Source organism: Snodgrassella sp. CS2, assembly GCF_050310315.1.
Taxonomy (GTDB): domain Bacteria; phylum Pseudomonadota; class Gammaproteobacteria; order Burkholderiales; family Neisseriaceae; genus Snodgrassella; species Snodgrassella alvi_E.
This window is the reverse complement of the sequence record NZ_JBNPBA010000009.1, coordinates 14,106-39,796: the sequence shown is the minus strand read 5'-3', so window position 1 is coordinate 39,796 and position 25,691 is coordinate 14,106. Positions and strand designations below refer to the sequence as shown.

The following is a 25,691-nucleotide window of genomic DNA, read 5'->3' as shown; positions in this document are numbered from 1 at the left end:
AAACGGGCTTACATTACAATACTTTCAGGTATTATGACCCGGATATAGGCAGATTCACGCAGCCGGACCCGATTGGGTTGTTGGGTGGGTTTAATTTGTATCAGTATGCATCGAATGGGTTGATGTGGGTTGATCTGTGGGGGTTGTGTAATGTAGCTAACAACTCAAAACTGAATAAAAAAATAAAAGAAGCACAATCAGGAAAAGATGTAAGTGTTAATTCATTTAAAGAAGCCGATCAAGTATTATATGGCGCTTTTAATAACACCCGAAAAGTTACCGGAGCTGGGAATAAATCGACAGACAAAACATCTAAACAAAAAAAAGAATTTAAACTTAGATCTTTAGAAAAAACAAAACTGCTGTATACCATAAAGATTATCAATTTAATAAAAATGGTGTTTTATATGGACATGAGGGATTACCAGATGTCCATCCTCATAAAACAGTACCACATATTAATGTTTTAACACCAAATGTTTAACACCAAATGGTAAAAAAATAACTATTTATGTTGAGAGGTAATATGCAAAAAATTATCAGCTTTATCGAAAATGAAATTAATTCATTAAATGGAAATAATAAAGAATTATATTTAAAACTATATTTGTTAAAACAACTTACTGTTTATTTATTGCAAAATAAAATTGAAGGAAAAGTGGAAAAAATAATTCCACTAATAAACACATATACGGGATATTCTGAATATAGAGTAATGAATGATTGTGAATCAGATAATAAAGAATTATGGATAGAATATATTTACGAAAATAATAAAATAAGATTAAATACAGGGGACATTTTAGTAAAAATGAAACATTTAAAATAATGTGAAAATATATTATTATGAGTAATCCCTTAACATATAGATACCATCATATTTTAATAAGAAAATTATATTAAAAAACAAAATATTACATAGTTTATGATTACTACAATAACTTTTTCGGGCAATATCAACCGCCACTACTAAAACAGCTATCATAACATTTAGAACATTATCGGCTGCTTACACTTACTTCACTTCCGTGGCCTGCAATACACCTACGACGCACACGGCCGTACCCACAGCAAACAGACCGCCAGCGGTACTCAGTATTACCACTACGATGCCGAACACCACCTGACCGAAGTTCGTATCGAAAAATTAAACCGTACCGAACGCTACGGCTATGTCTACGATGCCTTAGGCCGACGTATCGAAAAGCACCAGATAGACCGGGCGGGCAAAGCCTGCAACCGTACCCGTTTCCTGTGGGACGGGCTGAGAATGATTCAGGAAACCCGTACTGACAGAAGCAAAAGCGTCTATATCTACACGGATGAAAGCGGCTATGAACCCTTAGCCAGAGTGGAGACCACCACCGGTACGGAACAGAAAGTGCTGTACTACCACACCGATGTCAACGGTGCCCCGGAAGAGCTGACGGATGAAGCCGGAGAAATCGTGTGGGCATACAGCTATCAGCTGTGGGGCAAACCGATACAGGAAATCGAACACAGCCAGATACAACAGAACCTGAGGTATCAGGGACAGTATTTAGACAGAGAAACGGGCTTACATTACAATACTTTCAGGTACTATGACCCGGATATAGGCAGATTCACGCAGCCGGACCCGATTGGGTTGTTGGGTGGGTTTAATCTGTATCAGTATGCGCCTAATGGGTTGACTTGGATTGATCCGTGGGGTTGGTGTTCAGTTAAACTTTCTAATAACATGATTAAGAAAGGGATAATAAGACCTAAAAATTCTACAGCCCATCATATTGTTGGTGATACTTCTAAAAGAGCATTACCTGCACAAACAATATTGAAAAAGCATGGAATAGATATAGACAGTGCTGAAAATGGTGTATTTCTACCGAACCGAAATAATAAAGATGGTATGTCAGGAATAGTGCATAATGGCAGACATCCTAAAGAGTATTATGATGCAGTTAATAAACAAATTATTAATGCTGATAAAGAAGGTGGTAAGAAAGGAGTCCTTGAGGAGCTTGATAAAATACGTGATATTCTTTCAAATGCTGATAATAACTCTAGCTGGTATACGATACTATGATTAATAAAATATATATTTTAAAATCTGATACCAAAAATTATGCATCATTTATACAAGATTATGATCCTGATAAAACAGAAAGTATTATAGGATTAGCCATGGATCAAAAATGGAAAGCATTTGAAAAATACGAACCAATTGCACTTGAATTAGATAAAAGTGATACTGGTAAAAAAAATTATAAGTTTGATTTTAGTGGCTCATTATCTCCATTCTACATTCTTAGTCAGCAAGCACTTGAAAAATTAGATAATATTGTATCCTTGAAAGGTCAAATATTACCTGTTATTACTGAGAGTAAGCAAAAAAAATTCTTTGGTTACTATCCAACAAATCCCTTGGCTGGATGTCTAGATAGAGAAAAGTCAATATATTCAGAAACAGAGCGAGGGCTAATCGTTGATAAACCGGTACTAATTGCTAAAAATATTACAGAAGAATATATATTTTCAATCGAAGAAGATATAGGCTGGGTATTTGTAACAGATAAATTTAAACAGCGAGTAGAAAACGCCGGTCTTCTTGCATTTGATTTTTCGAGAGAAATAGAACTTTCATAAAAAAAATAATGCTATTCAATTAAGGTTAAAATGTAGCTAATCCATTATAGCAAACGAATATTAGTGATATTAAAAATTGTTACAACAAGGGCTGTAATCTAAAACCAACTGTGTGACGGGCTGAGAATGATTCAGGAAACCCGTACCGACAGAAGCAAAAGCGTCTATATCTACACGGATGAAAGCGGCTATGAACCCTTAGCCAGAGTAGAGACCACCACCGGCACGGAACAAAAAGTACTGTACTACCATACCGATGTCAACGGTGCCCCGGAAGAACTTACTGATGAAAACGGTCATATTGTATGGGCATGCAGCTATCAGCTGTGGGGCAAACCGATACAGGAAATCGAACACAGCCAGATACAACAGAACCTAAGGTATCAGGGGCAGTATTTCGACAGAGAAACGGGCTTACATTACAATACTTTCAGGTACTATGACCCGGATATAGGCAGATTTACGCAGCCGGACCCGATTGGGCTGTTGGGTGGGTTTAATTTGTATCAGTATGCACCGAATGGGTTGATCCGTGGGGGATTGCATGTTTACCCAATAAAAAAGCAGGTATGGAACGTGAACGAAGGGCGAGAGACGTATTTGAAAGGCGTTATGGTAAAGATAATGTTTTATCTGAACGATATTTAAGAGACGCCAACGGCAAATCCGTTAAAGATCCTCTGACAGGTGAACGACGCAGAATTGATTTTATTGTTAAAAATCAGTATGGAAAATGGAAAGCTGTCGAAATAACAAGTCGACCTAATGTTGCCAAAAAAAATCTACAATTAGCTAAAGAAGAAAGAATCCGAGAGCAAGGAGGAATTTTTGTAAAAAATAAAAAGACTGGTGAACTGATACATCTAGATAATTTATCAACTGTTAGTGGAGTAAAATAATGAATGAAATTGATTATACTTTACATAATTTACCAATGCTGCTTACTAGAAATAAAAACAAATGGTGGCAAGATCCTATTATCCAAAGTTCAATAGCTTTATTGGGATTTTTAAAAAAACATGAATTATTAATTGATGTTGAACCGTTTGATGAGCAGGGAAATTTAAAAAACGATACAGTTATTAAAAAATCTAACCTTACGCCAGAAGGCTTGGAATTATTTAAAACCGCCATACCTGGATGGCATAATTATTTAGCAAGAAGTACAGTTCCAACCAAATATCAAAATGTCAGTCGGCTTGAAAAAGCTTTAGCTAAAATTCGAGAAAGTAAAAATAAATAATTTTGAATTTTTTCTCTAAGAATCTGTGCTGGAATGAGTATGGCTAGCTCAACCAGCATACCAACGCTCCAGCTTGCTGACTCGGTTCAGCTAGGATCTCGTCGGCAACCGCATCGCCGCCAACCTACCGGACAGCCGTACCCTCAACAACCTCTATTACGGTTCCGGCCATCTGCACCAAATCAACCTGGACGGCACCACCATCACCGACATCGAACGCGACCGCCTACATCGCGAAGTCCTGCGTAGCCAGGGACAACTGAACACCGAATTCAAATACGACCGCAACAGCCGCCTGCAACACAAACAAACCCGGCGTGGCCACAACACCATCCTGCCCGACATCCTCACCGACCGCCGCTACCAGTACGACAACCTCGACCGGCTGGTGAGTAAAAAACATACCCGGCAAGGACAGACCGATTACCACTATGACCGCACCGGCCGCATCGAAAGCTGCCGCAACCAAGCCTACTGGGAAACCCTGCAATACGATGCCGCCGCCAACCTGCTGGATAAAAGACGCAACGAAAACAGCAACAGCGACAATCAGAATCTGGTCCGCTTTAACCAGCTACTCCACTTCCGTGGCCTGCAATACACCTACGACGCACACGGCCGTACCCACAGCAAACAGACTGCCAGCGGTACCCAGTATTACCACTACGATGCCGAACACCGCCTGACCGAAGTGCGTATCGAAAAACAAAACCGTACCGAACGTTACGGCTATGTCTACGATGCCTTAGGCCGACGTATCGAAAAGCACCAGATAGACCGGGCGGGCAAAGCCTGCAACCGTACCCACTTCCTGTGGGACGGGCTGAGAATGATTCAGGAAACCCGTACCGACAGAAGCAAAAGCGTCTATATCTACACAGATGAAAGCGGCTATGAACCCTTAGCCAGAGTGGAGACCACCACCGGTACGGAACAAAAAGTGCTGTACTACCACACCGATGTCAATGGCGCCCCGGAAGAACTCACTGATGAAGACGGTCACATTGTATGGGCATGCAGTTATCAGCTGTGGGGCAAACCGATACAGGAAATCGAACACAGCCAGATACAACAGAACCTGAGGTATCAGGGACAGTATTTAGACAGAGAAACGGGCTTACATTACAATACTTTCAGGTATTATGACCCGGATATAGGCAGATTCACGCAGCCGGACCCGATTGGGTTGTTGGGTGGGTTTAATTTGTATCAGTATGCGCCTAATGGGTTGACTTGGATTGATCCGTGGGGTTGGAGTTGTGGTAATACAACACGAGTTCGGCACTATACAAATCGCAAAGGATCAAATGGCATTAAACAAGATGGGATAATTAAGGCTAAAGATAATGGTCGTGTTTATGTTGAAATGGCTAATAAAAAGCCATTGAACCAATTAAAAGCTGAGGAAAAATATGGAATTAAACAAGGCCATGGTCGCGATTACATTGAAACTGATGTTCCTACAGAAAAATTAGAGTGGATAAAAAATCCAGCTTATCATACAAAAGAATTAACAATTAAAGATGATGTTGTTTTAAATAATGCAAAAGTATATCAAAGGAAATGATATGTTAAAAGAAAATGATGAAATAAAAATATCAGGAAAAAAGTTATTAAATGCATTGTCAATTATTGAATTTTTTCTAATTTCTTTAAAAAATATTACAAGATATTATTACGATAACAAGTATCCAAATATTGACAAAATAGGTTACGAAAAGGAAATTGTAAAATTTATTGAGGATAAGCATTTAATTAAAGAATTATCTAAATTGCGCAGTATACTTTCGGAAAATTTTAATAATGAACTTGGTAAGGATGATATGAATGATATTGAGAGAGAAATAGAAAAAATAAATTTCTGGAAAAAACCTGGAGATTAGTTATTTAACAAAATTTTAATTAAATATTTAAATATAATTTCCTAGTAAAGAAAGTTTAGTATTTGAAACATAACCTATATTTATAGCTTTAAAGAGTCAGGGCATAATGTTGAAATTTTTACCACACCGGCATCAACGGCGCCCCAGAAGAACTTACTAGTGAAGACGGTCACATTGTATGGGCATGCAGCTATCAGCTGTGGGGCAAACCGATACAGGAAATCGAACACAGCCAGATACAACAGAACCTGAGGTATCAGGGACAGTATTTAGACAGAGAAACGGGCTTACATTACAATACTTTCAGGTACTATGACCCGGATATAGGCAGATTCACGCAGCCGGACCCGATTGGGTTGTTGGGTGGGTATAATCTGTATCAGTATGCGCCTAACTCACTGATATGGATCGATCCGTGGGGATCCACGTGTGGAAATCTTAAACAGCCTGAATGGAGCACTCATGGATATAAACATTTTCCCCAGAAAAACAAAGCAGGAACTAAAAGTGTATCTGCAAAATATTTACATGATGTTGATGTAAAATCACTGGAATATCATGTATTTAATAACGGCATACCAGTGACAAATGGTAAACCATGGAAAGTTAAAGATATGGGTAAAATTATTGGTGCTAGCGAAGGAAAAGAATCTCAATGGGTTAGAGTAGAGTTAAGTGGTGGAACTATTCATGGGCATCCTATTTCTATTGATGAATTTTTAAAATTAACAAAAGCACTATGAATATTTCTTTTCCTGAAAAAAAAGGGAAAATTGTATTTAATGATTTTTCCATAAAAGATTCCATTCCGATTAGTGAACAAGTTAATGATTTAAAAGAAGATATGCTTCAAATTGAATTTCCTAATAATTTCATTCTTGATGTTGGCTGGAGACCTTCTTTCGATATAAATGGAAAATTTTTTATTTATCTAATAAAAAATTTTGATTGGAGTGCCCCTGTTTATTATAGTAATGCTAAGGATATGCCTTCATTATATAATCAGATAAGTTTAGCTATTAATAAAATAAAGTGATTAAATTGAAAAATAATAATTCATCAGATTCTTTATTTTAACCCTTATTTTTTACATTTTGTTTAATTAGACTTGATGGGCTGTTGGGTGGGTTTAATCTATATAAGTATGCGCCTAATGGGCTGACTTAGGTTGATCCGTGGGGCTGGAAAACAGGCGAGGGCTATACACATATCACCTATCAAGGTGTAAAAAATGGCAACCCTATATTGGTTATGCGAGCAAACCAGGTTTGGGACATTCAGCAGAAGATGTATTAAAGTATCGATATGATAACAACTTTTCAATATTTGATACCATACCAGAACCAATTTATCGTGGAGAAGGTGTGCCAGGAAAAGCAACCGCACGATGATTGGAGCAGAGAACTTTTGAACAGATGGGTGGTTTAGAAGGAACTTCCAATAAGCAAAACCCCATAGGTATCAATAATTCACGGCGGCAAGAATACTTAGCTGCGGCGGATGAACATTTAAAAATAATACCAAATCCAAAGCAGGTGGAAAGAAATGTTAACTAAAAAACAACGTAGTCAAGAAAATACAGTATTCGGCGTCTATATAAAAGAGGGATTGTATTCATTAGCGCAATCCAGAAAAAATCATTGGATGGAGTTTTTTAATATATTTAATGATAAAGATGAATGGGATGGGATAGACCTAAATAAAGTTAATATCTTATTTACTTATTCAGTGGCAGCACACAGACTTAAAGAGTTATTAGTTTCTATACTAGATGAACATGTACGAAAAAATGTACGCCCACAGCAATCTAGAATTATTGCAATAACAGATATTTTGGCTGGTACAAGAGGTCTGGTGGAAATGGATGACAAATATGATACCGTAGATAATAAAGTTTTGATTCCTCAATTAACTGTAAAAGATTATTTAGATATTATTCATACAAAAGAATTAGCAGGCATGTACGGAGATTCTAAAGATATCCAAAAACGTCTACTTAAATTTTACGAAACGGGAGTCAATTGGGATGAATTTAAAAAATTTTTATTTCCTGATGTAACACTGCCAGCACCTACCCAAAAACCTTTAACCAAAGAAAATTATTTGCACTAGTATAAAAACTTGTGCGCAAAACCTTTATTAAGGGTTGAATTGAACAAGTTATAACTATAGTCTACTAAATAGGAAAAGAAAGAAGTTGCTAAGATAAAGTTTGAAGAGCTAATCTGCTTTTAATTTATCATCTTTCCAAATTACCATTACATTGACCGTAGCTGAAACCAACACATCATTACACTGCCTAATTAAGGTTCGTTCGCATCGAAAAACAGAATCATTTTGTACGATAGGATAGGTATAACATGTTTTAGCCCGACGAAAATAGCCAATAGATACAGTAGTTGAAACTCAAAATCTCACCTTTTTTATGAGATGGATTAAAAATTATTCAGGAAGCGGTGTCGGGTAAACGGTACTGCGTATACGTCTATACTGATGCAGGAGGCATCGAACTACCAGCTCGCATTGATAAAAAACTCCAACATTAAATATAAATATTTCAATGACATTTTTAAATTTAAAAGCTGTTATTAATCAAAAAAAGATATTTTAATTCAATTGCATATTTCTGAATATAAATATTAATAATTGTTATGGTATTCATTTTTTACATTTAATGCATAATTTTGTTTATTGCTTTTGAGTATTTTTATATATAACGCTTTATTTTTTTGTTTTAAATAATATTTTAATTTGCATTAATTGATTATTTTTGATATTATTCTTTTGCGGTTGAGATTGGTGTAAATCTTCCCGAAGAGGATGATAATACTAAAGAATTTATTTTATAAATATCTTTATCTCATCGTTAATTATTAAATCATAATAAATTAATAATTATATAATAATTTAACAGAAAATAAAGTGAGGAAAATTAAATGATAAATATAACTAAACCTTGTAAAGTCGTTAAAACAAAATATCCCATTGTACTTGTGCATGGTTTGTTTGGCTTTGATCGGATTATGGGTTATCCCTATTTCTTTAATATTGCTGAATCTTTAAGAAAACTGGGTTGTGAAGTTTATACTGCTGCTGTTTCTGCAACCAATACTACCGAAACCCGTGGTGAACAGTTGCTGACAGAAGTGAAGCAAATACTGGCAAAAACCTGTGCTAAAAAGGTTAATCTGATTGGACATAGTCAGGGTGCGCCTACCAGCCGTTATGTGGCTGCTCTTCATCCGGAGCTGGTGGCATCTGTAACTTCTGTAAATGGTGTAAATTTTGGTTCCGAAATTGCAGATTTGATGCTGGATATTCTTGCTGGCAAAATTGTAGGTGAAACTGCTAATCTGATTGTTGAATCATTTATGAAATTTATCAGTTTATTTAGTACCAAACCTTTGCTGCCACAGGATTTTGAAGGTTCACTGAAAAGTTTGTCAACTGCAGGTACGAATGAATTTAATAAAAAATATCCGCAGGGTCTTCCTAAAACGTGGGGTGGAGAGGGTAAAGAGCTGGAAACCAATGGTGTTTACTATTACTCTTGGAGTGGTATTATCAAATCAAATGTGGTCAATGAAGGTGTAAATACTCTGGATCCATCACATGCTATTTTGGTTGCCTTAAGTGCTTTATTTACTAAAGAACGCAACCAGAATGATGGTTTGGTTGGCCGTTATTGTACTCATTTGGGTAAAGTTATCCGTTCTGACTATCAGATGGATCACTTAGATGCAATCAATCAAATTGCAGGTGCTCATCCGACTACACCAGATCCAGTCAGCATTTATTTGGATCATGCTGCACGTTTGAAATCTAAAGGTCTGTAATTTAGATTCAATATACTCAGAATAATAACTATAAGTATATTTTGGATTGATAAACTGTCTTGAACAAGTGAAGTAGTATCAAAGCTTACTTGTCTGCAAGGACTGAATTCTGTGAATAACAGGATTCAGTTTTTTTATATGTGTATTTTCTGAAAAGAATGCGCAATCAGGCTGAATAAAAGTGGAGTTATTCTGTAACTAAGGTATTTGGTTTGTTGGTTCCAATATATGGCATTCAAATTTCTTCACTATATATTAAATAAATATTAGAAATTATGAGAGATGGATGTGATGTATACAGGTTAACATTAACTAAAATGTAAATGTCAAAATATATTAACCCTATATGTATATTATGTGTTAATATTATACTTATGTTTATAAAGGTTAATTTATTATGAAATCTATTCATCCTCCATCGAAACTTAAAGCTTTAATGCTGGGAGTGCTAAGTTCTTTATCAGTTTATAGTATGGCTGCAGTAACGATATGCCCTGCTATAGATGGCTGCGAGTTTAATCCTTCTGAAAATAATAGTAATAAAATAGTTATTGCTGCGGGTCAATACCGGAATGGCATACCTACCGTAGAGGAATTTAAAAAATTATTTAATGAAGATGATGTTCCTGGGGATACATATCTTCGAAATTTGACTGTGCTTAATATTGGCTATATACCTGAATCAACTACTTTAGGACAGCAGGTGGAATTTTCGCCAAATACTGAAATTATCGTTGATTCATCGTTTTTGAATAATGCTGAATATGGACCATTTAGACAGGATATTGAATATACAGGGGTTCGTTTCAATTCAGAAAAAGGTACTACAAAATTTGTGATACCGAAGGGCGTTCATTTTAGTTTGCAGGGCCAGCCAAAAGAATTAGAGTTTGGTATTACTGGCGTGAGTCTAGATGGTGGTTATTTAAATTCAAATGCGGATTTTTCTATTACTGCGCCAAATTCTAATGCTTATGATATTGGATGGGGTACAGCAGACATTTCTAATTCTGTAATTAATCTTGGCAAAAATAGTGATTTTTCCACAGCAATTTATTTAGGTGGTGAATATGATAATAAAGAAGCGGTAACTAATATAAATAATTTAGAAATAGATGGGGCTGGTTATGGAAATGGTGGTATTGCATTGGCAGGAATTGGTAATAAGAATATTAGAACCAATGTTACTAATACGAAAATAAATCTTACCAATCCCTTCAGCGAAGCTTTCTTTTTCAATAATGGGGGAATCATTGATGTTGCAAATAGTAAAGTACAAGCTGGAATAGGTATAGCCTTACAATCTACTCAGGATTACGCTTCTGAAAATATATTCAATATAAAAAATAGTAGCCTGACTGGCCAAAATGCACTACTTGGTGTCAATGACCACCGATATTATTCCGCAGATGCGACGGAGGATGATGCTATAGGTGATGCTGATGTGGCTGCGCTTCAGCCCTTTACGTTAACTGCAGATAATTCAACGTTAGCAGGACGAGTTTATATCGATCAAGATCCATCTCTGGCACCTAAGATTACATTTAATCTAAATAATGGTACATCATGGCTGATTAACGGTAATAGTGTACTGGATGAACTGAATATTCATGATTCGACTGTTTCTTTCAGCAACGATGGGAAATTCAAAACACTAAAGATTAATGGCGATTTAACTGGTAATAATAGCCAGTTTAATATGAATACCAGTCTGGCTGATGGCAAATCAGATAAAATAGAAATTCACGGTCAGGTACATGGCCAGCATAGAATCAGTGTATCTGATAGCCGCAAACGCCCCAAAACACCGAATGGGCAAGTGACGCTGGTAGAGTCTGAGGGTGGTGATGGTTCCTTTTCTATGGTGCAACCTTATGTTGATGCGGGTAAGTATCGTTATTTCTTCCATCAGAATGGCAATAATTGGATTCTGAGTAATGATAATGGTGCTGCTTCATCTGGTGGTAGCCATTATGGACCGCAGTATGAAATCAGTGATTTTGCTAATTCATTGATCAGTATGCGCCAGGCAGCGAACCAGTATATTTATCAGATGCAAGAACCGTTAAATACACGTTTTATGCGCCGTAAAGATCAGTCTGTTGCTAATAATCTGTGGCTGGACAGTAATTATGCCAATAACCATTTCGATAGTGTGGGTACTAATGATGGATTGGCTACTTCAGGCTTTAAACAAAAATCTTATAGTCTGCAATTAGGTTATGATCATCTGCTGCCGCTGGGAAATGAAAACAATCAGATATATCTAGGGGGGGTGGTAGGCCAAGGCCATTCCAGTGTGGATTTTTATGGCAACTATAAAAATGGTAACCTGAAGGCGCTGACAGCAGGAATTTATGCTGGCTGGAACCATACCAGCGGCTGGTTTGCTGATGCTGCCTATCGTTACAGCCATTTAAAAGCCAGTGCCAGCAAGATGGATAACACAACATGGCATAGTAATAGTTTTAGTGCAGATGTTGGTAAAGATTTTTCCTTGGCAGATAAGTGGGTAGTTACGCCTAAAGCTGGTATGACATTCGGACGTTTGTCTGGAGATGCATACAACAGTAGTACCACTTTTTACCGTAGCCAGCTTGGGGCGGCAGTTAGAACTTCAGTAGCTCTGAATAAAATAACGCTTCATCCATATGCAGGTGCTTACTGGTTGCATGATAAGAACAGTTTGGGACATGCTTTTGTAGATGACAGTAATATGCGTATTGCCGGCGCAGGTAATAGTGGTTTGTATGAAGCTGGTCTGGGTATGGACTTTAATGCCAGTAATCATGCAGATTTAAAACTGGATTACGCCAATGGTCAGCATACAGAGCAGAAGTTTGGCATCAATCTGAATTATCGTTATTCGTGGTAAGCCATTATATTTTTGTTAATGCGCCGGTTTTCCGGCGCATTTTTTATTGAGCCAGATATATTTGTAAAGGTAGCTTCTGCTGGTGTAGAACTGCACGTATGGGCATATCGTTAATATTTTTGCCGGCAAGTGCTTGTTCTAATACCTGCTGCTGTTTTTTCCCGTTTAATTGCAGATATAAATGGCGGCTGTTGAGGATAACCGGTAAGGTCAGTGAAATACGATCATGAGGGGCGGTAAGAGGTTTCATATCGATTACCAGTCTGTCAGATTGCATGTCTATTCCTTTATACAGATTTTCTGCATGCGGAAACAATGATGCAGTATGACCGTCATCGCCCATTCCCAAAACCAATGCATCAATAGGTAAGGGTAGTGATTGCTGAAGCCGTGTCTGAATTTCATCCACGCCATCATAGGGATTTTCAGCAATAGTTTTGAGGCTAATGAAATGCGCGTCCTTTGCTTTATTTTGTAATAAATGGGTATGAATTAGACGCTCATTACTGTCTTCGTGATGTTTGTCTACCCAACGTTCATCAACAAGGGTTATGTAAACTTGATTCCACGCTATCTGTGCCTGACTGAGAATCTGAAAGAGTTCAACAGGTGTCGGGCCTCCGGATACTGCCAGTGAGGCTTTACTGCGCAAATTAATTGCATCTTGCAGGTTGGCAGTAATGGCTGTGGCCAATGCTGTATTCATTGCATTAGGGGTGTCAAAAAGATGTAACTGATACATGCTTGCCTCCGATAATAATGGATATGCATTCGGTTTTATTACAAATTTCTTTTTCTTTTATCAAATAAATATTATTTGCTTTCAATTGGTTAATAAGTTGTGTTTGCGGGTAATTATTGTTAAAGGGCAATATTGTTTGTGATAAATAACGGTATGGGTCTTTATTAGAATATCTGATTTTGTAGTGAGTTGAGATTGATTACTGCAACTGTCGTTTTTTTTAAATAATGTCATCAAAATTTTTTTTAGACTAATAATAATTTTTATGTGAATGGGGTTAAGGCTACGGAAAGCTTAGGCTGATGGTGTTAAGTTATCGTTGTAACCGAGAGTTTTGTGTAATTAATTTGTTTGATTGTTAGTTCGGAGGGGGTTTTACGTGTCAAACTCGCTGTTTTGTCTTAGAATAGGCGGTTAATTTTTATTTGTTATTGCCTGAATTTTATAACTTGTTTGATGTTTCAGGTAGGGCAGTAGTTTATTGAGAATTACTGCGTATGGTATGAGGATGCATATGAGCGAACAGCAGAATGCGCCGGCGGCGGCCGCGCATGAAGAACAACTGGATGAAAACCAGATTATGGCCCATCGCCGTGAGAAGCTGGCGGCAATTCGTGCTGAGGGGATTGCTTTTCCGAATGATTTCAAACGTGATGCTTTTGCTGGTGATTTACACCAGCAATTTGAGCAGTTTGATAAGGATGAGCTGGCAAACAAAGCTATTCCGGTAAAGGTAGCTGGGCGAATTATGCTGAAGCGTCATATGGGTAAGGCTAGTTTTGCCACAATTCAGGATATGACTGGGCGTATTCAGCTGTATATTAATAATCAGGGTGTTGGTGAAGAACTGCACGATGCGTTTAAGCACTGGGATCTGGGTGATATTGTCGGTGCTGAAGGTGAGCTGATGAAAACCAATCATGGCGAACTGACTGTTCGAGTTTCTGGCCTACGCTTATTGACTAAATCATTGCGCCCATTGCCTGATAAATTCCATGGCCTGGCTGATCAAGAGCAGAAATATCGGCAGCGTTATGTGGATTTGATTACGAATGAACAGACGCGGGATACGTTTGTTAAACGCAGCCGGATTATTCAGGCTGTGCGGAATGTAATGGTTAGCGAGCGTTATTTGGAAGTGGAAACGCCGATGATGCATCCGATTCCGGGTGGAGCCACGGCGAAGCCGTTTGTAACGCACCACAATGCCCTCGATATGGATCTGTTTTTGCGGGTAGCTCCTGAGTTGTATTTGAAACGGCTGGTTGTAGGTGGTCTGGAAAGGGTGTTTGAAATCAACCGCAATTTCCGCAATGAAGGTATGAGTACGCGCCATAATCCTGAATTTACCATGATGGAATTCTATGAAGCATATGGTGATTATCAGCGCATGATGGATATGACGGAAAAGGTCATTCGTGCTGCTGCTATTGAGGCTACTGGTAGCGCTGTTGTAAGTTATAACGGAAAGAATGTGGATTTAAGCCAGCCGTTTGCACGGATGACTATTGTTGAAGCAATTAAACATTTCAATCCGCAATATCTAGATGCGCAACTGGCTGATGCTGAATGGCTAAAAACTGAAATCAAAAAGCTGGGTGGAGCCTTACCGGTTTCTCAGGCTGTAGGCAGTTTACAGCTGGCCTTGTTTGAGGAGTGTGCTGAAGCGCAGCTATGGCAGCCGACATTTATTGTAGATTATCCGGTAGAAGTGTCACCGCTGGCACGCGCGTCTGATACCAAACCAGGTTTGACCGAACGTTTTGAGCTGTTTGTAGTTGGACGTGAATTGGCAAATGGATATTCAGAATTAAATGACCCAGAAGATCAGGCAGCACGTTTCCGTGAGCAAGTAGCACAGTTGGATGCTGGAGACGATGAGGCCATGCATTTTGATGCAGATTATATTCGTGCGATGGAATATGGTTTGCCTCCTACGGGTGGTTGTGGCATTGGCATGGATCGTTTGATTATGCTTTTGACTGATGCGCAGACAATCCGGGATGTAATCCTGTTTCCGCAAATGCGCTTGGCGTAAATAATCTGGAAGAAAAAAGCCGCCGGCTGAATGCTGTGCGGCTTTTGTTTTTTTTACAGGTTATTCATGGGGCAGTTGCTGATTGTTATGTGGGTGCTTTACATTGCCTGTTTCAACGGTGAATTCTCCTTCAATAATGTCACCACGCTCTGGTTGAGACTGGCCGGTAAAAGGATTGTTGTTTGTGCTGTTTAATGGCTTACCACTGATGGGCAAGAGCAATAATATAGCGATAATGTCTGATACGAAGCCTGGGCTGATAAGCATGATGGCAGCGAGCACATAACGCAGCGGCCATAGTAACTGGTAAAGTGAAACATTGCTGCCGGTACGGATGGTTGCTATGGCAAGAAATAGTCCAGATACACCGATATTGCGCAGCATAAAAATGCCGCATGCTATCGATAGAATGATAATCAGCAAAGTCCAGCCTGCACCAATCAGATTGCTGACCAGAATAATGGAAATTACTTCCAATGCTGCCAGTATCAGTATAGCCCAGCTCAAATATCGCATGTAAGTTTCCCTTAATTAAGCAATAACAGTTTTTACAGATGGTTGCGGGTTGGAGGAATTCAATATGGACATCTTAAAACTGTCTGTTTATTGTTGGCATGCAGACCGTTGCTGGACGATGTGAGGGCAAAGCTATGTTAATATCAACCTCAAATTAGCTTTAGCCGTTATGCTATACGAATGTATGTTGCGGCTGGGATGGAGTAATGAAGCAGATAGAAATAGGGTCTGTAATGATTAGAAGGTTTGGTTTATATCTGATTTATTGTCTGGCGATAGCGCTGAGTGGTTGCAAAAGTAGTGGTTCGGTAAATGCCCCAGTGATGAGTGCCAGCGCTCAAAATGGTTATTATCGTGTACAGCGTGGCGATACCTTATACAGAATTGGATTACGCTTTAATCAGAATGTTAATACGCTGGTGCGTTGGAATAATTTGGCAAATGCAAATGCAATTGAGGTAGGGCAGCTGATACGTGTGCGTAAACCGGTAGGGGGTTCGCGTAAGAACTCAGTAAAAAAACAGTCGTCAGGAAATGTGGTGCGTCAGCCAGCACCAGTTGCTGTTAGTAATGCCGCTCCTGATATCAGCCTGCAATGGCCGGTGCGCGGGAGGGTGATTAGTATGTTTAACGGTCAGACGCAAAAGGGGATTGATATTGCTGGTAACCGTGGAACACCGGTTAAGGCTGCGGCTGCAGGTACTGTACAGTATGCTGGTGATGAGCTGCGTGGGTATGGCAGGCTGATACTGATTAAACACAGCAATACTACCATGACGGCTTATGCATATAATGACTCTCTGAATGTCCGTAATGGACAAAGAGTGCAGGCAGGTCAGACCATTGCCACGATGGGTGACAGTGGAACGAGCGGTGTAAAACTGCATTTTGAAATACGGGTAAACAGTCAGGCTGTGAATCCTATGCGATATTTACCGGAATAAATCAATACGGCTAGCTGGTGTGCTTGTCCATAAGTGTTTTTATAGGCCTAAGCACGAAGTTGATCAAATGGATTTTAATCTATAATAGGGCAAAGATTAAGGAAGCATTATGAAAGAACATCGTGCCCGTAAGCGGTTCGGACAGAATTTTCTGCAAGATAAAAGTATTATTCAGGATATTGTGCGTGCAGTACGTCCTCAGCCGGCAGATACAGTAATTGAGATCGGTCCCGGGCTGGCCGCTATTACAGAACCATTGGCTAAAGCGGTGGATAAACTGCATGTAATTGAGATTGACCGAGATATTGTAGCGCGTTTACGTACATTACCTTTTGCTTGGAAGCTGGAAATCCATGAGGGTGATGTACTGCAGTTTGATTTTGCGAGTGTGCCTGGGCGAAAAAAAATAGTAGGCAATTTACCTTATAATATTTCAACACCGTTGTTATTTCGCTTTGGTGAGTATGTTGATGAAATTGTAGACATGCATTTTATGCTGCAAAAGGAAGTAGTCGAGCGCATGGTGGCGGAGGCTGGTAGTAATGATTATGGGCGTTTAAGTGTGATGTTGCAGTATTTTTTTGAAATGGAAAATTTACTGGATGTGCCCCCTCAGGCATTTAACCCTGCTCCAAAAGTTGATTCAGCGGTAGTGAGAATGATTCCACAGCGCGGGCGTATCGGAATTGCGCAGGATTTTCAGCATTTTTCGGTTTTGGTTAAACAGGCTTTCCAGCAACGACGTAAGACCATTCATAATAATCTGAAGGAGTGGGTGGATGATGCCAGATTAATAGATGTAGGCATTGATCCAGGTTGGCGACCAGAGCGGATTAAACCCGAGCTTTATGTGGCTTTGAGTAATATTTTGTTGGACAATGGCGCGTGTATTTGAATAACTGATACCGTCTGTTCCATGATGTGGGGAATACATGATTGAATTTAAAAACGTCCATAAGTGGTTTAAGGACTTACATGTTATTAATGGTGTGAATCTGAATGTCAGCCAGGGTGAAGTAGTGGTGGTTTGCGGTCCGTCTGGAAGCGGAAAATCCACCTTGATCCGTACTGTGAATCAGTTAGAAAAAATCCAGCAAGGTGAAATCTGGGTTGATGGAATTAACGTGGCTGACCCTAAGGCTGATTTAAACCGAGTACGTACAGAAGTTGGATTCGTATTCCAGCATTTCAATCTATATCCACATCTGACGGTACTGGAAAATATTATTTTGTCACCGATGAAGGTGAAAAAACAAAGCCGTGCTCAGGCTGAAGCGAAAGCTCAAGAGTTATTGGCTAAGGTGGGTCTGGCACATAAGTGTGATGCTTATCCGCAGCAGTTATCCGGCGGACAGCAGCAGCGTGTAGCGATTGCACGCGGTCTGGCTATGGAACCAAGGGTGATGTTGTTTGATGAACCAACCTCTGCTCTTGATCCAGAAATGATTGGTGAAGTACTTAAAGTAATGAAAGATTTGGCACTTAGTGGTATGACCATGATGGTAGTTACACATGAGATGGGTTTTGCCCGTGAAGTGGCCGACAGAGTGGTATTTATTGATCATGGTGAAATTGTTGAGGAGGCTGCTCCTGAAGAGTTTTTCCTACATCCGCAGCATGAGCGTGCGCAACAATTTTTGAATCAGTTGTTAACGCATTAGCATAATTTATTTTCTGGCTGCTTGTTGATGGTTTTTAGCTGCTAAAAAATTGAGAATACAGAATTATGATGCCCCTTTTCATAAAGATGATAAGGGGCATCATTTTTTGAAACTGTAAATTTGAAATATTAAGAGTTTTTGAAGGGAAAAGTAGTTTATGTTTTTAATTTCTGCTTTGGCTTAGGATTAATATCCTAAACGCTGACAGATTGTTGAGACTAAACCAGCCTGATTTAAAGTATAGAAATGTAAACTAGGTGCACCCTGCTGTAGTAAATGGTCGCACATTTCGGTAACCACATCCAAACCAAGGGCTTTAATTGATGCGGTATCGTCGGCGTAGGATTGCAGTTTTAACCGTAGCCAGCGAGGAATTTCGGCACCACAGGTTTCAGAAAAACGGGCTAGTTTTGAGAAGCTGGCAATCGGCATGATGCCGGGAATAATTGGAATATTGACCCCACGGCTTTGAACTTCATCTACGAACCAAAAATAACTGTCTGCATTAAAGAAATATTGGGTGATGGCCGAATCGGCACCAGCTTGACATTTTTTTACGAAATGATTGATATCGTCTTCGGCACTGCGCGATTGTGGATGAAATTCTGGATAGGCTGCTATTTCTATATGAAACCAGTCGCCAAATTCTTGCCGGATAAGTCCTACCAATTCATTTGCATATCGTAGCCCCTGATGTCCAAATCCGACTCCAGATGGAACATCGCCACGCAAAGCCACAATATGGCGGATACCCATATCTTTATAGGTCTGAAGCAGACTGGTCATTTCTTCGCGACTGGCTCCGATACAGGCAAGATGCGGAGCTGCAGCCACGCCATCGTTCATGATATCGGTAATGGTCTGAAGTGTTCCGGCACGAGTGGTGCCACCAGCTCCATAAGTGCATGAAAAATATTCAGGTTGATATTGGCTGAGTTGTTTGCGGGTAATACTCAGTTTCCGCCGCCCCTCTTCGGTACGCGGCGGAAAAAATTCAAAACTCAGCGGTGTAAAACTCATGATTGAACAGCCTCTCCAGTTGTTATAGGTAGATATCTAACCATAACGTTTCAGGCAAGGCCAATCAATGCTTTATGTACATATTTTCTTTGAAAAATTCGATGCTTATTATGAATATAATTCATAATCTATTGGTAATGGTTATACAAGTGGTTGCTCAACCGTTTTATTTTTCTGTTTGGCGCCGTGAAAACTGAATACCGAGCTGTTTCAATTTGCGATACAGGTGCGTACGCTCTAATCCGACTTTCTGAGCAACTTTGCTCATGTTATGTCCTTCCTGAGCAATATGGTATTCGAAGTAACGTCGTTCCAGATCTTCGCGCAATTCACGCAGTGGCATATCGAAATTAAAGCCCGTCATGTTTTCCTGCGGGTGATTATGCTTAAATTGGTTCAGTATGGTACTGATGGCATTTACATCGATTTCATTATTTTCTGCGGTCATCATCAGACTTTTGACGACACTGCGCAGTTGTTCCAAATTACCCGGCCAGTCGTACTGGCGTAATTCATTCAGAGCTGCTGTGGTGAATTTTACCGGTGGAATTTTCTGACTTTCAGCCAGCTCGTTGGTAATTTGTTCAACTAGAAATACCATATCATCCAACTGTTGGCGTAAAGGTGGAATTGGCACTATCAAAGATGAAAGGGTATTGAGCAGTTTGTTGTCCTGTAACGGATCGGTAATCATTTCTTTGATGGGGCGGCTACACACGCATACGATACGGGCATTGTAGCGATCAGCTTTGGTCAGGATAAAGCCGATACTTTGCTGAGTGCTTTTGCCGTACTGGGCAATATCGCCCAGATAAAGAATGCCACCGGTGGCTTTTTGTAATAATTCTATCGGGGCGTCAACAATTTGTTCTACTTTGGATGGTTCTACCCAAGGCGTGGCATTTTTATGAAAAGAGCGGGCTACAAGCTCAAATGGAGAACCCAATTCACCAGTCAGTAACACTGGGGTGCTGAATTTTGCGATGCGTTCCAGTTGCTGATTTAATTCTTTAATCGCAGGGCTATGTCCAAGCTTGTCCAGAGATAGGTTGGAAGCGGCTTGCATTTGTCCGTATTTCAAAGCGCGGTCTACGGAGCTAAGCAGTTTTTGCAGGGAAATAGGTTTTTCCAGAAAATCAAGTGCACCGATTTTGGTAGCTTCTATAGCAGTATCGATACTGGCATGGCCACTCATCATTACTACTGGCATGGTAAGCTGTCCCGATTTTGCCCATTCTTTTAGTAAAGTAATTCCATCACAGTCTGGCATCCAGATATCCAGTAACACCATAGCGGGACGGGTTTGCTGGCGTAATTGGCGGGCAGTATCGGCGTTTTCGGCCGTAGTGACGGTATAACCTTCATCTTGCAGGATTTCCGATAGTAAATCGCGGATACCTATTTCATCGTCAACAATTAAAATATCACTGCTTCGCATTTCTATTCACCTGTAATGGTAAGGTTATTTTGACACAAGCCAGTCCATTTTTCTGATTACTGATCTGGATTCGTCCGCCGTGTTCTTCAATGATTTTTTTGACTACTGGCAATCCCAGTCCGGTACCACCGGGTTTGTCCGTTACATATGGATCAAATGCATGTAATAACATCTCCTGACTGAATGTTTTACCATTGTTGCTCACATAGAAAAGGATATGTTCGTTATTTATTTCGGTTGTTACGCTGATATGGGGTAAAGCATCAGCGCTGGCAGCCTCCACGGCGTTTTTGAGCAGGTTGTGAATAACCTGACGTAATGCGCCGCTATCGGCGTTAACATACATTACTATCTTACTCAAATTAACCGTAAATGTACAATTACTACCTTCATAAAGTACTAAAACCTCGCGAATTAGTTCATTTAAATCAAGGTTTGTGAATTTTAATGCTGGGGCATGTGCATAATTGCGGAATGCTTCAACCATGTCTTTCATGGCGGCTACTTGTCTAATAATAGTATTGGTGGCACGGTTGAGAATCTGTGCATCCGATTCATTAAGTTTATCACTGAGTTTCCAAGCCAGCCGCTCGGCTGAGAGCTGAATAGGCGTAAGTGGATTACGGATTTCATGTGCCAGCCGTTGTGCTACTTCACCCCATGCAGCTTCTTTTTGCGCGCTTACCAGTGCAGTAACATCATCAAATACCAAAATAGTGCCGCCACCGCTGTCTTCCGGCAGTGGCGTAGCTTTACCCAGCAGTATCAGGGTTTCATCTTTGTGATTATAAGTGATTTGTACAGGTTTGTTTTGTTGTTTTGTGGACAAAATCTGCCGAAATACATCAGCCAGCATGGCTGATTGCGGGTTTAGCTCGGGCAGTTGGTCTATATTTTGCCCTAGAATGGCATCTAGGTTTTGTCCGAGGATATTTTCTGCCATCTGGTTGTAGGTAATCGGATGGTTATCAGCGTCAAGCGTGACTACGCCAGTGGTCAGACTGTTGAGAATATATTCCAAATAGTGGCGTGCAGCTTCTTGCTGTTCACGTGAGTGTCGAAGCTGTACAGTCATGTGATTAAAGAGTCCGGTAAGCTTGCCTAGTTCGTCATTGCGGTAAATCGTTTGCTGTACATTCAGATCACCTTTGGCTACGGCTCTGGCGCCATCTGCAAGAGAAAGAATCGGTGCTACAAACTGACGGGCAAAATACAATGCTACCAGTAAAGCCAAAACGATTGCCAGCAGGGTAGCCATCAGCAGAGTGGCCAGAAAAAAGGTTTGCAAGCTTTTTTTGGTAAAACTCAGTTCTCCGTATTTGGCGTGTGCGGCTTCGATTAAGGTAGCATCCCGCGCCACTTTGGCTGGAATAGGTTGGCGGAAAAACAAGGCCTTGTCGTTGTTATGCCCCGGCAAAATCAGCCAGCCCTGCGCATAAAGTATATTGTTAATGCTTTCAATTTCGCGGATTGAACCCGTGCTATGCAGATGGGACAAAAGATTTGGATTGAGTTCTGGTGCGGGCAGGTGCTTGGGGTTGTATTCGGCAACTAGTTGGCCGTTATGAAGATTGCGAATATTGAGTTGGCTAAACTGTTTATTCTGACCATAAGTTTGTAAAATCGGTAAAACTGGGCTTTGCAATCCATTGGCTGCTATTAATGCAATTTGGATATTAACGGCGCGTCGCACGCTGTTATCTAATTCATAATCCAGAGCCGATTTACTCAAACTAATACTGCGGTTGAGGGCTTCTTCGGTATCGTTACCAAACCATGAATGTATGCTGTGAGAGATGAATTGTGCAGAAACGCCAAACAGAAACAGGCCAGGTAGAACAGCCACCAATGTAAACATTAATGCCAGACGCATAGCAATTTTGGAACCAAACTCCTGCCGGTGCCGACTTTGTAAAAGTTTCCACCAGTAAGAAGCAGCCACAACGGCCAGTGTCAGTACAAGTAAGGAAGCAAATCCGAATGCGAACCAGAAATACTGTGATAAGAAGCCAGTATTACCGGTGGCGACAGCCAGAACATACAGAGTCACTACACAGAGTACTGCCATGACCAGAAGTAGCCGTCTCATATTAATTAATCCGCGTTGATAACCAGACGATGCCAGCCGGAATCCAGTTGCCAGTTATGAGAAGTTAGAGCATTGATTTGGAAAGGTTTCGGTAATTGGCTGATGCTCAAACTAAGGCGGACATCAGCCCGTACTTCTCCGGCTGATACGCCACTGAGTGTGCCACTACTGAGAACACGCCAGTTTGCAGCTGCACCAATGGCTTTAAGTGCTGTTTCCAAACTATTGTATTCGGTAGAGAACGTTGACCCCATGCTGACTCGATAGCGATTGGTCAGAGGATGATATGCGAGCTTGTACTGGATAAGATTATCACCTGCAATCAGATTGTTAATCCGGTTGCGGTAGGAGGCAAGAGTAGGAGCGGTGAGCTGGTAGTTGAGATCGAAGTTTAAAGGAACGCCTTGCGTCAGTGCCTGTTTGAGCTGATCGGGCAGCTGGGTGTTAAAACGGGTATTGATGGAAAGCTGGCCATTGGGAGTAATATAGGCCTGAGCACGCGTGGTGCTTATGCCTTCTGCCTGTGCCAGAGTGATGCTCAGGCAGAGCAGACAGGCAAAAAATAGACTAAATTTTATCGATAAGCGCGTAAAAAAAGCCATCTTGTCTGCTGTTCGGTAACAATACACGTGACAGACGCTCTCGGGCGTCGGAATGTCGGGTTAAAAAACGGGCCAGTTGCTGCTGATTTTCCTCGACAAAAATCGAACAAGTGGCCAATAGCATGCGTCCGCCAGATTTTAATGTCAGCCACAAATTATCCAGTAAAGCCTGCTGCTGTAAGGCTGTTTTTTGGCCATCTTGTGGCTGACGCAGCCATTTGATATCCGGATGACGTTTTACTACACCGGAAGCGGTACAGGGTACATCGGCCAAAATGGCATCAAAAGTGTTGTTATCATACCATGAGTGCAGCTCTTTTGCGTCGGCACAATGCAGCTGTGCCTGTTGCTGAAGACGTTGCAGATTATTCTTTACTCGCTGCAAACGCTGAGAATCAATATCTAGTGCTGTGACTTCGCATTCTGCCCATTCAAGTATATGTCCGGTTTTACCACCCGGCGCGGCACAGGCATCCAAAATGCGTTCGCCATTCTGTGGATTCAGCAATGGAATAGCCTGCTGTGCTCCATAATCCTGTACGGAAACCAGACCATCTGCAAAGCCTGGTAGTTTTTGCACAGTTATAGGCTGTTGCAACATGATGCTATGCGTATCTAAAATTTTTGCCGGTATGTCGGCTTTAACCAGTTCGTTCAAATATTGTTCAGCATCGGTAACACGGCGGTTTACGCGCAGGGTCATGGGTGGGTGTTGCTGCATGGCCGTAGCTATATTATGCCAATGTTGAGGATAGTGTTTTTTCAGGTAATTTAACCACCACGCTGGCAGATTGTAGCGTGCTTCTTCCTGCTTGTTGGTGGTGGCTATAAGCGTTTCACGCTCGCGCAGAAAACGCCGGAGTAAAGCATTAACCAGCTTCTGATAGCGGCCGCCGTTGATCTGACGAGCATTATTCACTGCTTCATTGACCACTGCATGAGTAGCGTTACGGCTGAAATTTAGCTGATACAAGGCAATGATAAGCAGATGATTGATCTCATTAGGCGGAAATGATTTTGTCATTTTTCGTACTAGCTGCTGCAGTAAACCTAAATACCGCAAGCTGCCATGACTTAAATCTTGCAATGCACCTTTGTCTGCTGGAGACAGTTCACTATGCTGCTGTATAAGATGAGTCAGTACTTCACTTAAATTACGACCGCTTAATACTTCTCCTAAGGAGTAGGCTGCCAACTGTTGAGCTCGTGCCATGCTCATGCACTGATCTCCGCTGAGTCCAATCTGCTACCCTCTGGTAAGGTATGTCCACTCTGAAATGAAGCTACAGACATGGCTTTACTGCCTGCCTTCTGAATTTCCTGAATGCTGATGGCACCTGTGCCACAGGCAATAATCAGTTCATGTTCGTTGCTATGCAAGACAGTACCTGCCGCACCAGAATGTGCGGTGATGTTTGCCTGCCAGATTTTTAGTGGTTTATCTTGCCAGATAGTCCAAGCTCCGGGTACGGGGTTAAAGGCACGAATTTTGCGGACAATTTCAGTAGCCGGTTGACACCAATCGATTTGTGCCTCTGCTTTGGTTAATTTCTGGGCATAGGTAACACCCGTCTCACTCTGAGGAATAGCTTGTAAACGCTCAATCTGTCGTAAATCAGCAACAATCGCAGTGGCACCTAAATGCATTAAAGCATCGTGTACGTTAGCTGCCGTATCATCAGCACCTATAGTGTAGGTATGGCGGCTGATTATCGCACCGGTATCCAGACCAGCATCCATTTGCATGATACAGACGCCGGTTTCTTTATCGCCAGCTTCGATGGCGCGCTGGATGGGCGCCGCACCGCGCCATCGTGGTAAAAGAGAAGCATGAATATTTAGACAACCGTACTTAGGTATTTCCAATACAGCCTGCGGCAGTATTAATCCGTAAGCTGCTACAACCATCACATCTGCATTCTGTTCCTGTAATATGGTCTGTGCTTCCGCCGTCTTAAGTGTTGCAGGCTGAAGAACGTTAAGTCCATGTGTCAAGGCAGCTTTTTTTACCGCGCTTGGTTGTAGTTTCAATCCGCGGCCACTGGGACGATCTGGCTGGGTTAAAACCAATGGCACTTCAAAACCGGCAGCAACGATGGCATTAAGTGCGGCTGCGGCAAAATCAGGAGTACCAGCAAATATTACAGAAGGCTTCATACAACAAATCCACAATGCATCA

Annotated in this window: 26 protein-coding genes and 1 pseudogene; 19 read left to right on the top strand and 8 right to left on the bottom strand. The window is 40.7% G+C overall.

What is annotated here, in order from left to right; genetic code table 11:
• The 15 genes and pseudogenes from ACQP6D_RS10180 to ACQP6D_RS10110 all read left to right on the top strand — a co-directional run.
• Positions 1–470, top strand: a 470-nt coding sequence (locus ACQP6D_RS10180; protein WP_427858120.1) for an RHS repeat-associated core domain-containing protein, incomplete at its 5' end; no start/stop codon positions are given.
• Positions 471–526: 56 nt separating this feature from the next.
• On the top strand, positions 527–829 hold the full coding sequence (locus ACQP6D_RS10175; protein WP_427858119.1) for a hypothetical protein: 303 nt from the start codon (positions 527–529) through the stop codon (positions 827–829).
• 441 nt (positions 830–1,270) lie between these two features.
• The gene (locus tag ACQP6D_RS10170; RefSeq protein WP_427858118.1) at positions 1,271–2,065 is read left to right on the top strand and encodes an RHS repeat-associated core domain-containing protein; all 795 of its coding nucleotides are present in this window, start codon (positions 1,271–1,273) and stop codon (positions 2,063–2,065) included.
• Positions 2,062–2,625: a hypothetical protein gene (locus tag ACQP6D_RS10165; protein WP_427858117.1), complete on the top strand. Its 564-nt coding sequence runs from the start codon at positions 2,062–2,064 to the stop codon at positions 2,623–2,625. Before ACQP6D_RS10170 ends, ACQP6D_RS10165 begins: the two co-directional genes overlap by 4 nt.
• 126 nt (positions 2,626–2,751) lie before the next feature.
• Positions 2,752–3,273, top strand: coding sequence for an RHS repeat domain-containing protein (locus ACQP6D_RS10160; RefSeq protein WP_427858116.1), 522 nt, complete (start codon positions 2,752–2,754; stop codon positions 3,271–3,273).
• Positions 3,195–3,524: a hypothetical protein gene (locus ACQP6D_RS10155; RefSeq protein WP_427858115.1), complete on the top strand. Its 330-nt coding sequence runs from the start codon at positions 3,195–3,197 to the stop codon at positions 3,522–3,524. Before ACQP6D_RS10160 ends, ACQP6D_RS10155 begins: the two co-directional genes overlap by 79 nt.
• The gene (locus ACQP6D_RS10150) at positions 3,524–3,868 is read left to right on the top strand and encodes a DNA polymerase III (protein WP_427858114.1); all 345 of its coding nucleotides are present in this window, start codon (positions 3,524–3,526) and stop codon (positions 3,866–3,868) included. Before ACQP6D_RS10155 ends, ACQP6D_RS10150 begins: the two co-directional genes overlap by 1 nt.
• 388 nt (positions 3,869–4,256) lie before the next feature.
• Positions 4,257–5,435 carry an RHS repeat-associated core domain-containing protein gene (locus tag ACQP6D_RS10145; RefSeq protein ID WP_427858113.1) on the top strand — a complete coding sequence of 393 codons (1,179 nt, stop codon included), beginning with the start codon at positions 4,257–4,259 and terminating at the stop codon, positions 5,433–5,435.
• Position 5,436: 1 nt separating this feature from the next.
• Positions 5,437–5,751 carry a hypothetical protein gene (locus ACQP6D_RS10140; protein ID WP_367417779.1) on the top strand — a complete coding sequence of 105 codons (315 nt, stop codon included), beginning with the start codon at positions 5,437–5,439 and terminating at the stop codon, positions 5,749–5,751.
• A 128-nt stretch (positions 5,752–5,879) separates the two neighbouring features.
• Positions 5,880–6,494, top strand: a pseudogene (locus ACQP6D_RS10135) (RHS repeat domain-containing protein); the annotation flags it as partial.
• Positions 6,491–6,787, top strand: a complete 297-nt coding sequence (locus ACQP6D_RS10130; RefSeq protein ID WP_427858111.1) for a hypothetical protein — start codon at positions 6,491–6,493, stop codon at positions 6,785–6,787. The pseudogene ACQP6D_RS10135 and the gene ACQP6D_RS10130, both read left to right, overlap by 4 nt.
• Positions 6,788–7,166: 379 nt before the next feature.
• On the top strand, positions 7,167–7,307 hold the full coding sequence (locus ACQP6D_RS10125) for a hypothetical protein (RefSeq protein ID WP_427858110.1): 141 nt from the start codon (positions 7,167–7,169) through the stop codon (positions 7,305–7,307).
• Entirely contained in the window at positions 7,297–7,863 is a 567-nt protein-coding gene (locus ACQP6D_RS10120) for a hypothetical protein (RefSeq protein ID WP_427858109.1), read from the top strand. The genes ACQP6D_RS10125 and ACQP6D_RS10120 overlap by 11 nt, the downstream gene beginning before the upstream one ends.
• Before the next feature lie 824 nt (positions 7,864–8,687).
• Positions 8,688–9,587, top strand: coding sequence for a lipase family alpha/beta hydrolase (locus ACQP6D_RS10115; RefSeq protein WP_427858108.1), 900 nt, complete (start codon positions 8,688–8,690; stop codon positions 9,585–9,587).
• Between the two features lie 397 nt (positions 9,588–9,984).
• Positions 9,985–12,462 carry an autotransporter outer membrane beta-barrel domain-containing protein gene (locus ACQP6D_RS10110; protein ID WP_427858107.1) on the top strand — a complete coding sequence of 826 codons (2,478 nt, stop codon included), beginning with the start codon at positions 9,985–9,987 and terminating at the stop codon, positions 12,460–12,462.
• A gap of 43 nt (positions 12,463–12,505) precedes the next feature.
• Here the strand turns inward: ACQP6D_RS10110 and pgl are convergent, their stop codons facing one another.
• Positions 12,506–13,204: a 6-phosphogluconolactonase gene (pgl, locus tag ACQP6D_RS10105; protein WP_100151976.1), complete on the bottom strand. Its 699-nt coding sequence runs from the start codon at positions 13,202–13,204 to the stop codon at positions 12,506–12,508.
• A gap of 514 nt (positions 13,205–13,718) precedes the next feature.
• Between pgl and lysS the strand changes: the two genes are divergently transcribed.
• Positions 13,719–15,242 carry a lysine--tRNA ligase gene (gene lysS, locus ACQP6D_RS10100; protein WP_100156202.1) on the top strand — a complete coding sequence of 508 codons (1,524 nt, stop codon included), beginning with the start codon at positions 13,719–13,721 and terminating at the stop codon, positions 15,240–15,242.
• 60 nt (positions 15,243–15,302) lie between these two features.
• Here lysS and ACQP6D_RS10095 read toward each other — a convergent pair whose 3' ends face one another.
• Positions 15,303–15,758, bottom strand: a complete 456-nt coding sequence (locus ACQP6D_RS10095; protein ID WP_367489930.1) for an FxsA family protein — start codon at positions 15,756–15,758, stop codon at positions 15,303–15,305.
• 206 nt (positions 15,759–15,964) lie between these two features.
• Between ACQP6D_RS10095 and ACQP6D_RS10090 the strand changes: the two genes are divergently transcribed.
• The 3 genes from ACQP6D_RS10090 to ACQP6D_RS10080 all read left to right on the top strand — a co-directional run bounded on the left by ACQP6D_RS10090 (position 15,965) and on the right by ACQP6D_RS10080 (position 18,363).
• Positions 15,965–16,702 carry a peptidoglycan DD-metalloendopeptidase family protein gene (locus ACQP6D_RS10090; protein ID WP_367421005.1) on the top strand — a complete coding sequence of 246 codons (738 nt, stop codon included), beginning with the start codon at positions 15,965–15,967 and terminating at the stop codon, positions 16,700–16,702.
• 109 nt (positions 16,703–16,811) lie between these two features.
• Positions 16,812–17,597 carry a 16S rRNA (adenine(1518)-N(6)/adenine(1519)-N(6))-dimethyltransferase RsmA gene (gene rsmA, locus ACQP6D_RS10085; protein ID WP_427858106.1) on the top strand — a complete coding sequence of 262 codons (786 nt, stop codon included), beginning with the start codon at positions 16,812–16,814 and terminating at the stop codon, positions 17,595–17,597.
• A 37-nt stretch (positions 17,598–17,634) separates the two neighbouring features.
• The gene (locus ACQP6D_RS10080; protein WP_267391903.1) at positions 17,635–18,363 is read left to right on the top strand and encodes an amino acid ABC transporter ATP-binding protein; all 729 of its coding nucleotides are present in this window, start codon (positions 17,635–17,637) and stop codon (positions 18,361–18,363) included.
• Positions 18,364–18,549: 186 nt separating this feature from the next.
• On the opposite strand, the gene metF is transcribed toward ACQP6D_RS10080, so the two are convergent.
• The 6 genes from metF to fmt all read right to left on the bottom strand — a co-directional run bounded on the left by metF (position 18,550) and on the right by fmt (position 25,669).
• The gene (gene metF / locus ACQP6D_RS10075) at positions 18,550–19,383 is read right to left on the bottom strand and encodes a methylenetetrahydrofolate reductase [NAD(P)H] (RefSeq protein ID WP_100141395.1); all 834 of its coding nucleotides are present in this window, start codon (positions 19,381–19,383) and stop codon (positions 18,550–18,552) included.
• A 166-nt stretch (positions 19,384–19,549) separates the two neighbouring features.
• Positions 19,550–20,821, bottom strand: coding sequence for a sigma-54-dependent transcriptional regulator (locus ACQP6D_RS10070; protein ID WP_100141394.1), 1,272 nt, complete (start codon positions 20,819–20,821; stop codon positions 19,550–19,552).
• Positions 20,808–22,910 (bottom strand): ATP-binding protein, encoded by a 2,103-nt coding sequence (locus ACQP6D_RS10065; RefSeq protein WP_427858105.1) that lies wholly within the window; start codon positions 22,908–22,910, stop codon positions 20,808–20,810. Before ACQP6D_RS10065 ends, ACQP6D_RS10070 begins: the two co-directional genes overlap by 14 nt.
• Positions 22,911–22,915: 5 nt before the next feature.
• The gene (locus ACQP6D_RS10060; protein WP_100141460.1) at positions 22,916–23,512 is read right to left on the bottom strand and encodes a DUF4390 domain-containing protein; all 597 of its coding nucleotides are present in this window, start codon (positions 23,510–23,512) and stop codon (positions 22,916–22,918) included.
• Positions 23,478–24,731 (bottom strand): 16S rRNA (cytosine(967)-C(5))-methyltransferase RsmB, encoded by a 1,254-nt coding sequence (gene rsmB, locus ACQP6D_RS10055; protein ID WP_427858104.1) that lies wholly within the window; start codon positions 24,729–24,731, stop codon positions 23,478–23,480. Before rsmB ends, ACQP6D_RS10060 begins: the two co-directional genes overlap by 35 nt.
• Complete coding sequence (gene fmt, locus ACQP6D_RS10050; RefSeq protein WP_267391900.1) at positions 24,728–25,669, bottom strand: methionyl-tRNA formyltransferase; 942 nt, start codon at positions 25,667–25,669, stop codon at positions 24,728–24,730. Before fmt ends, rsmB begins: the two co-directional genes overlap by 4 nt.
• Positions 25,670–25,691 lie beyond the last annotated feature (22 nt).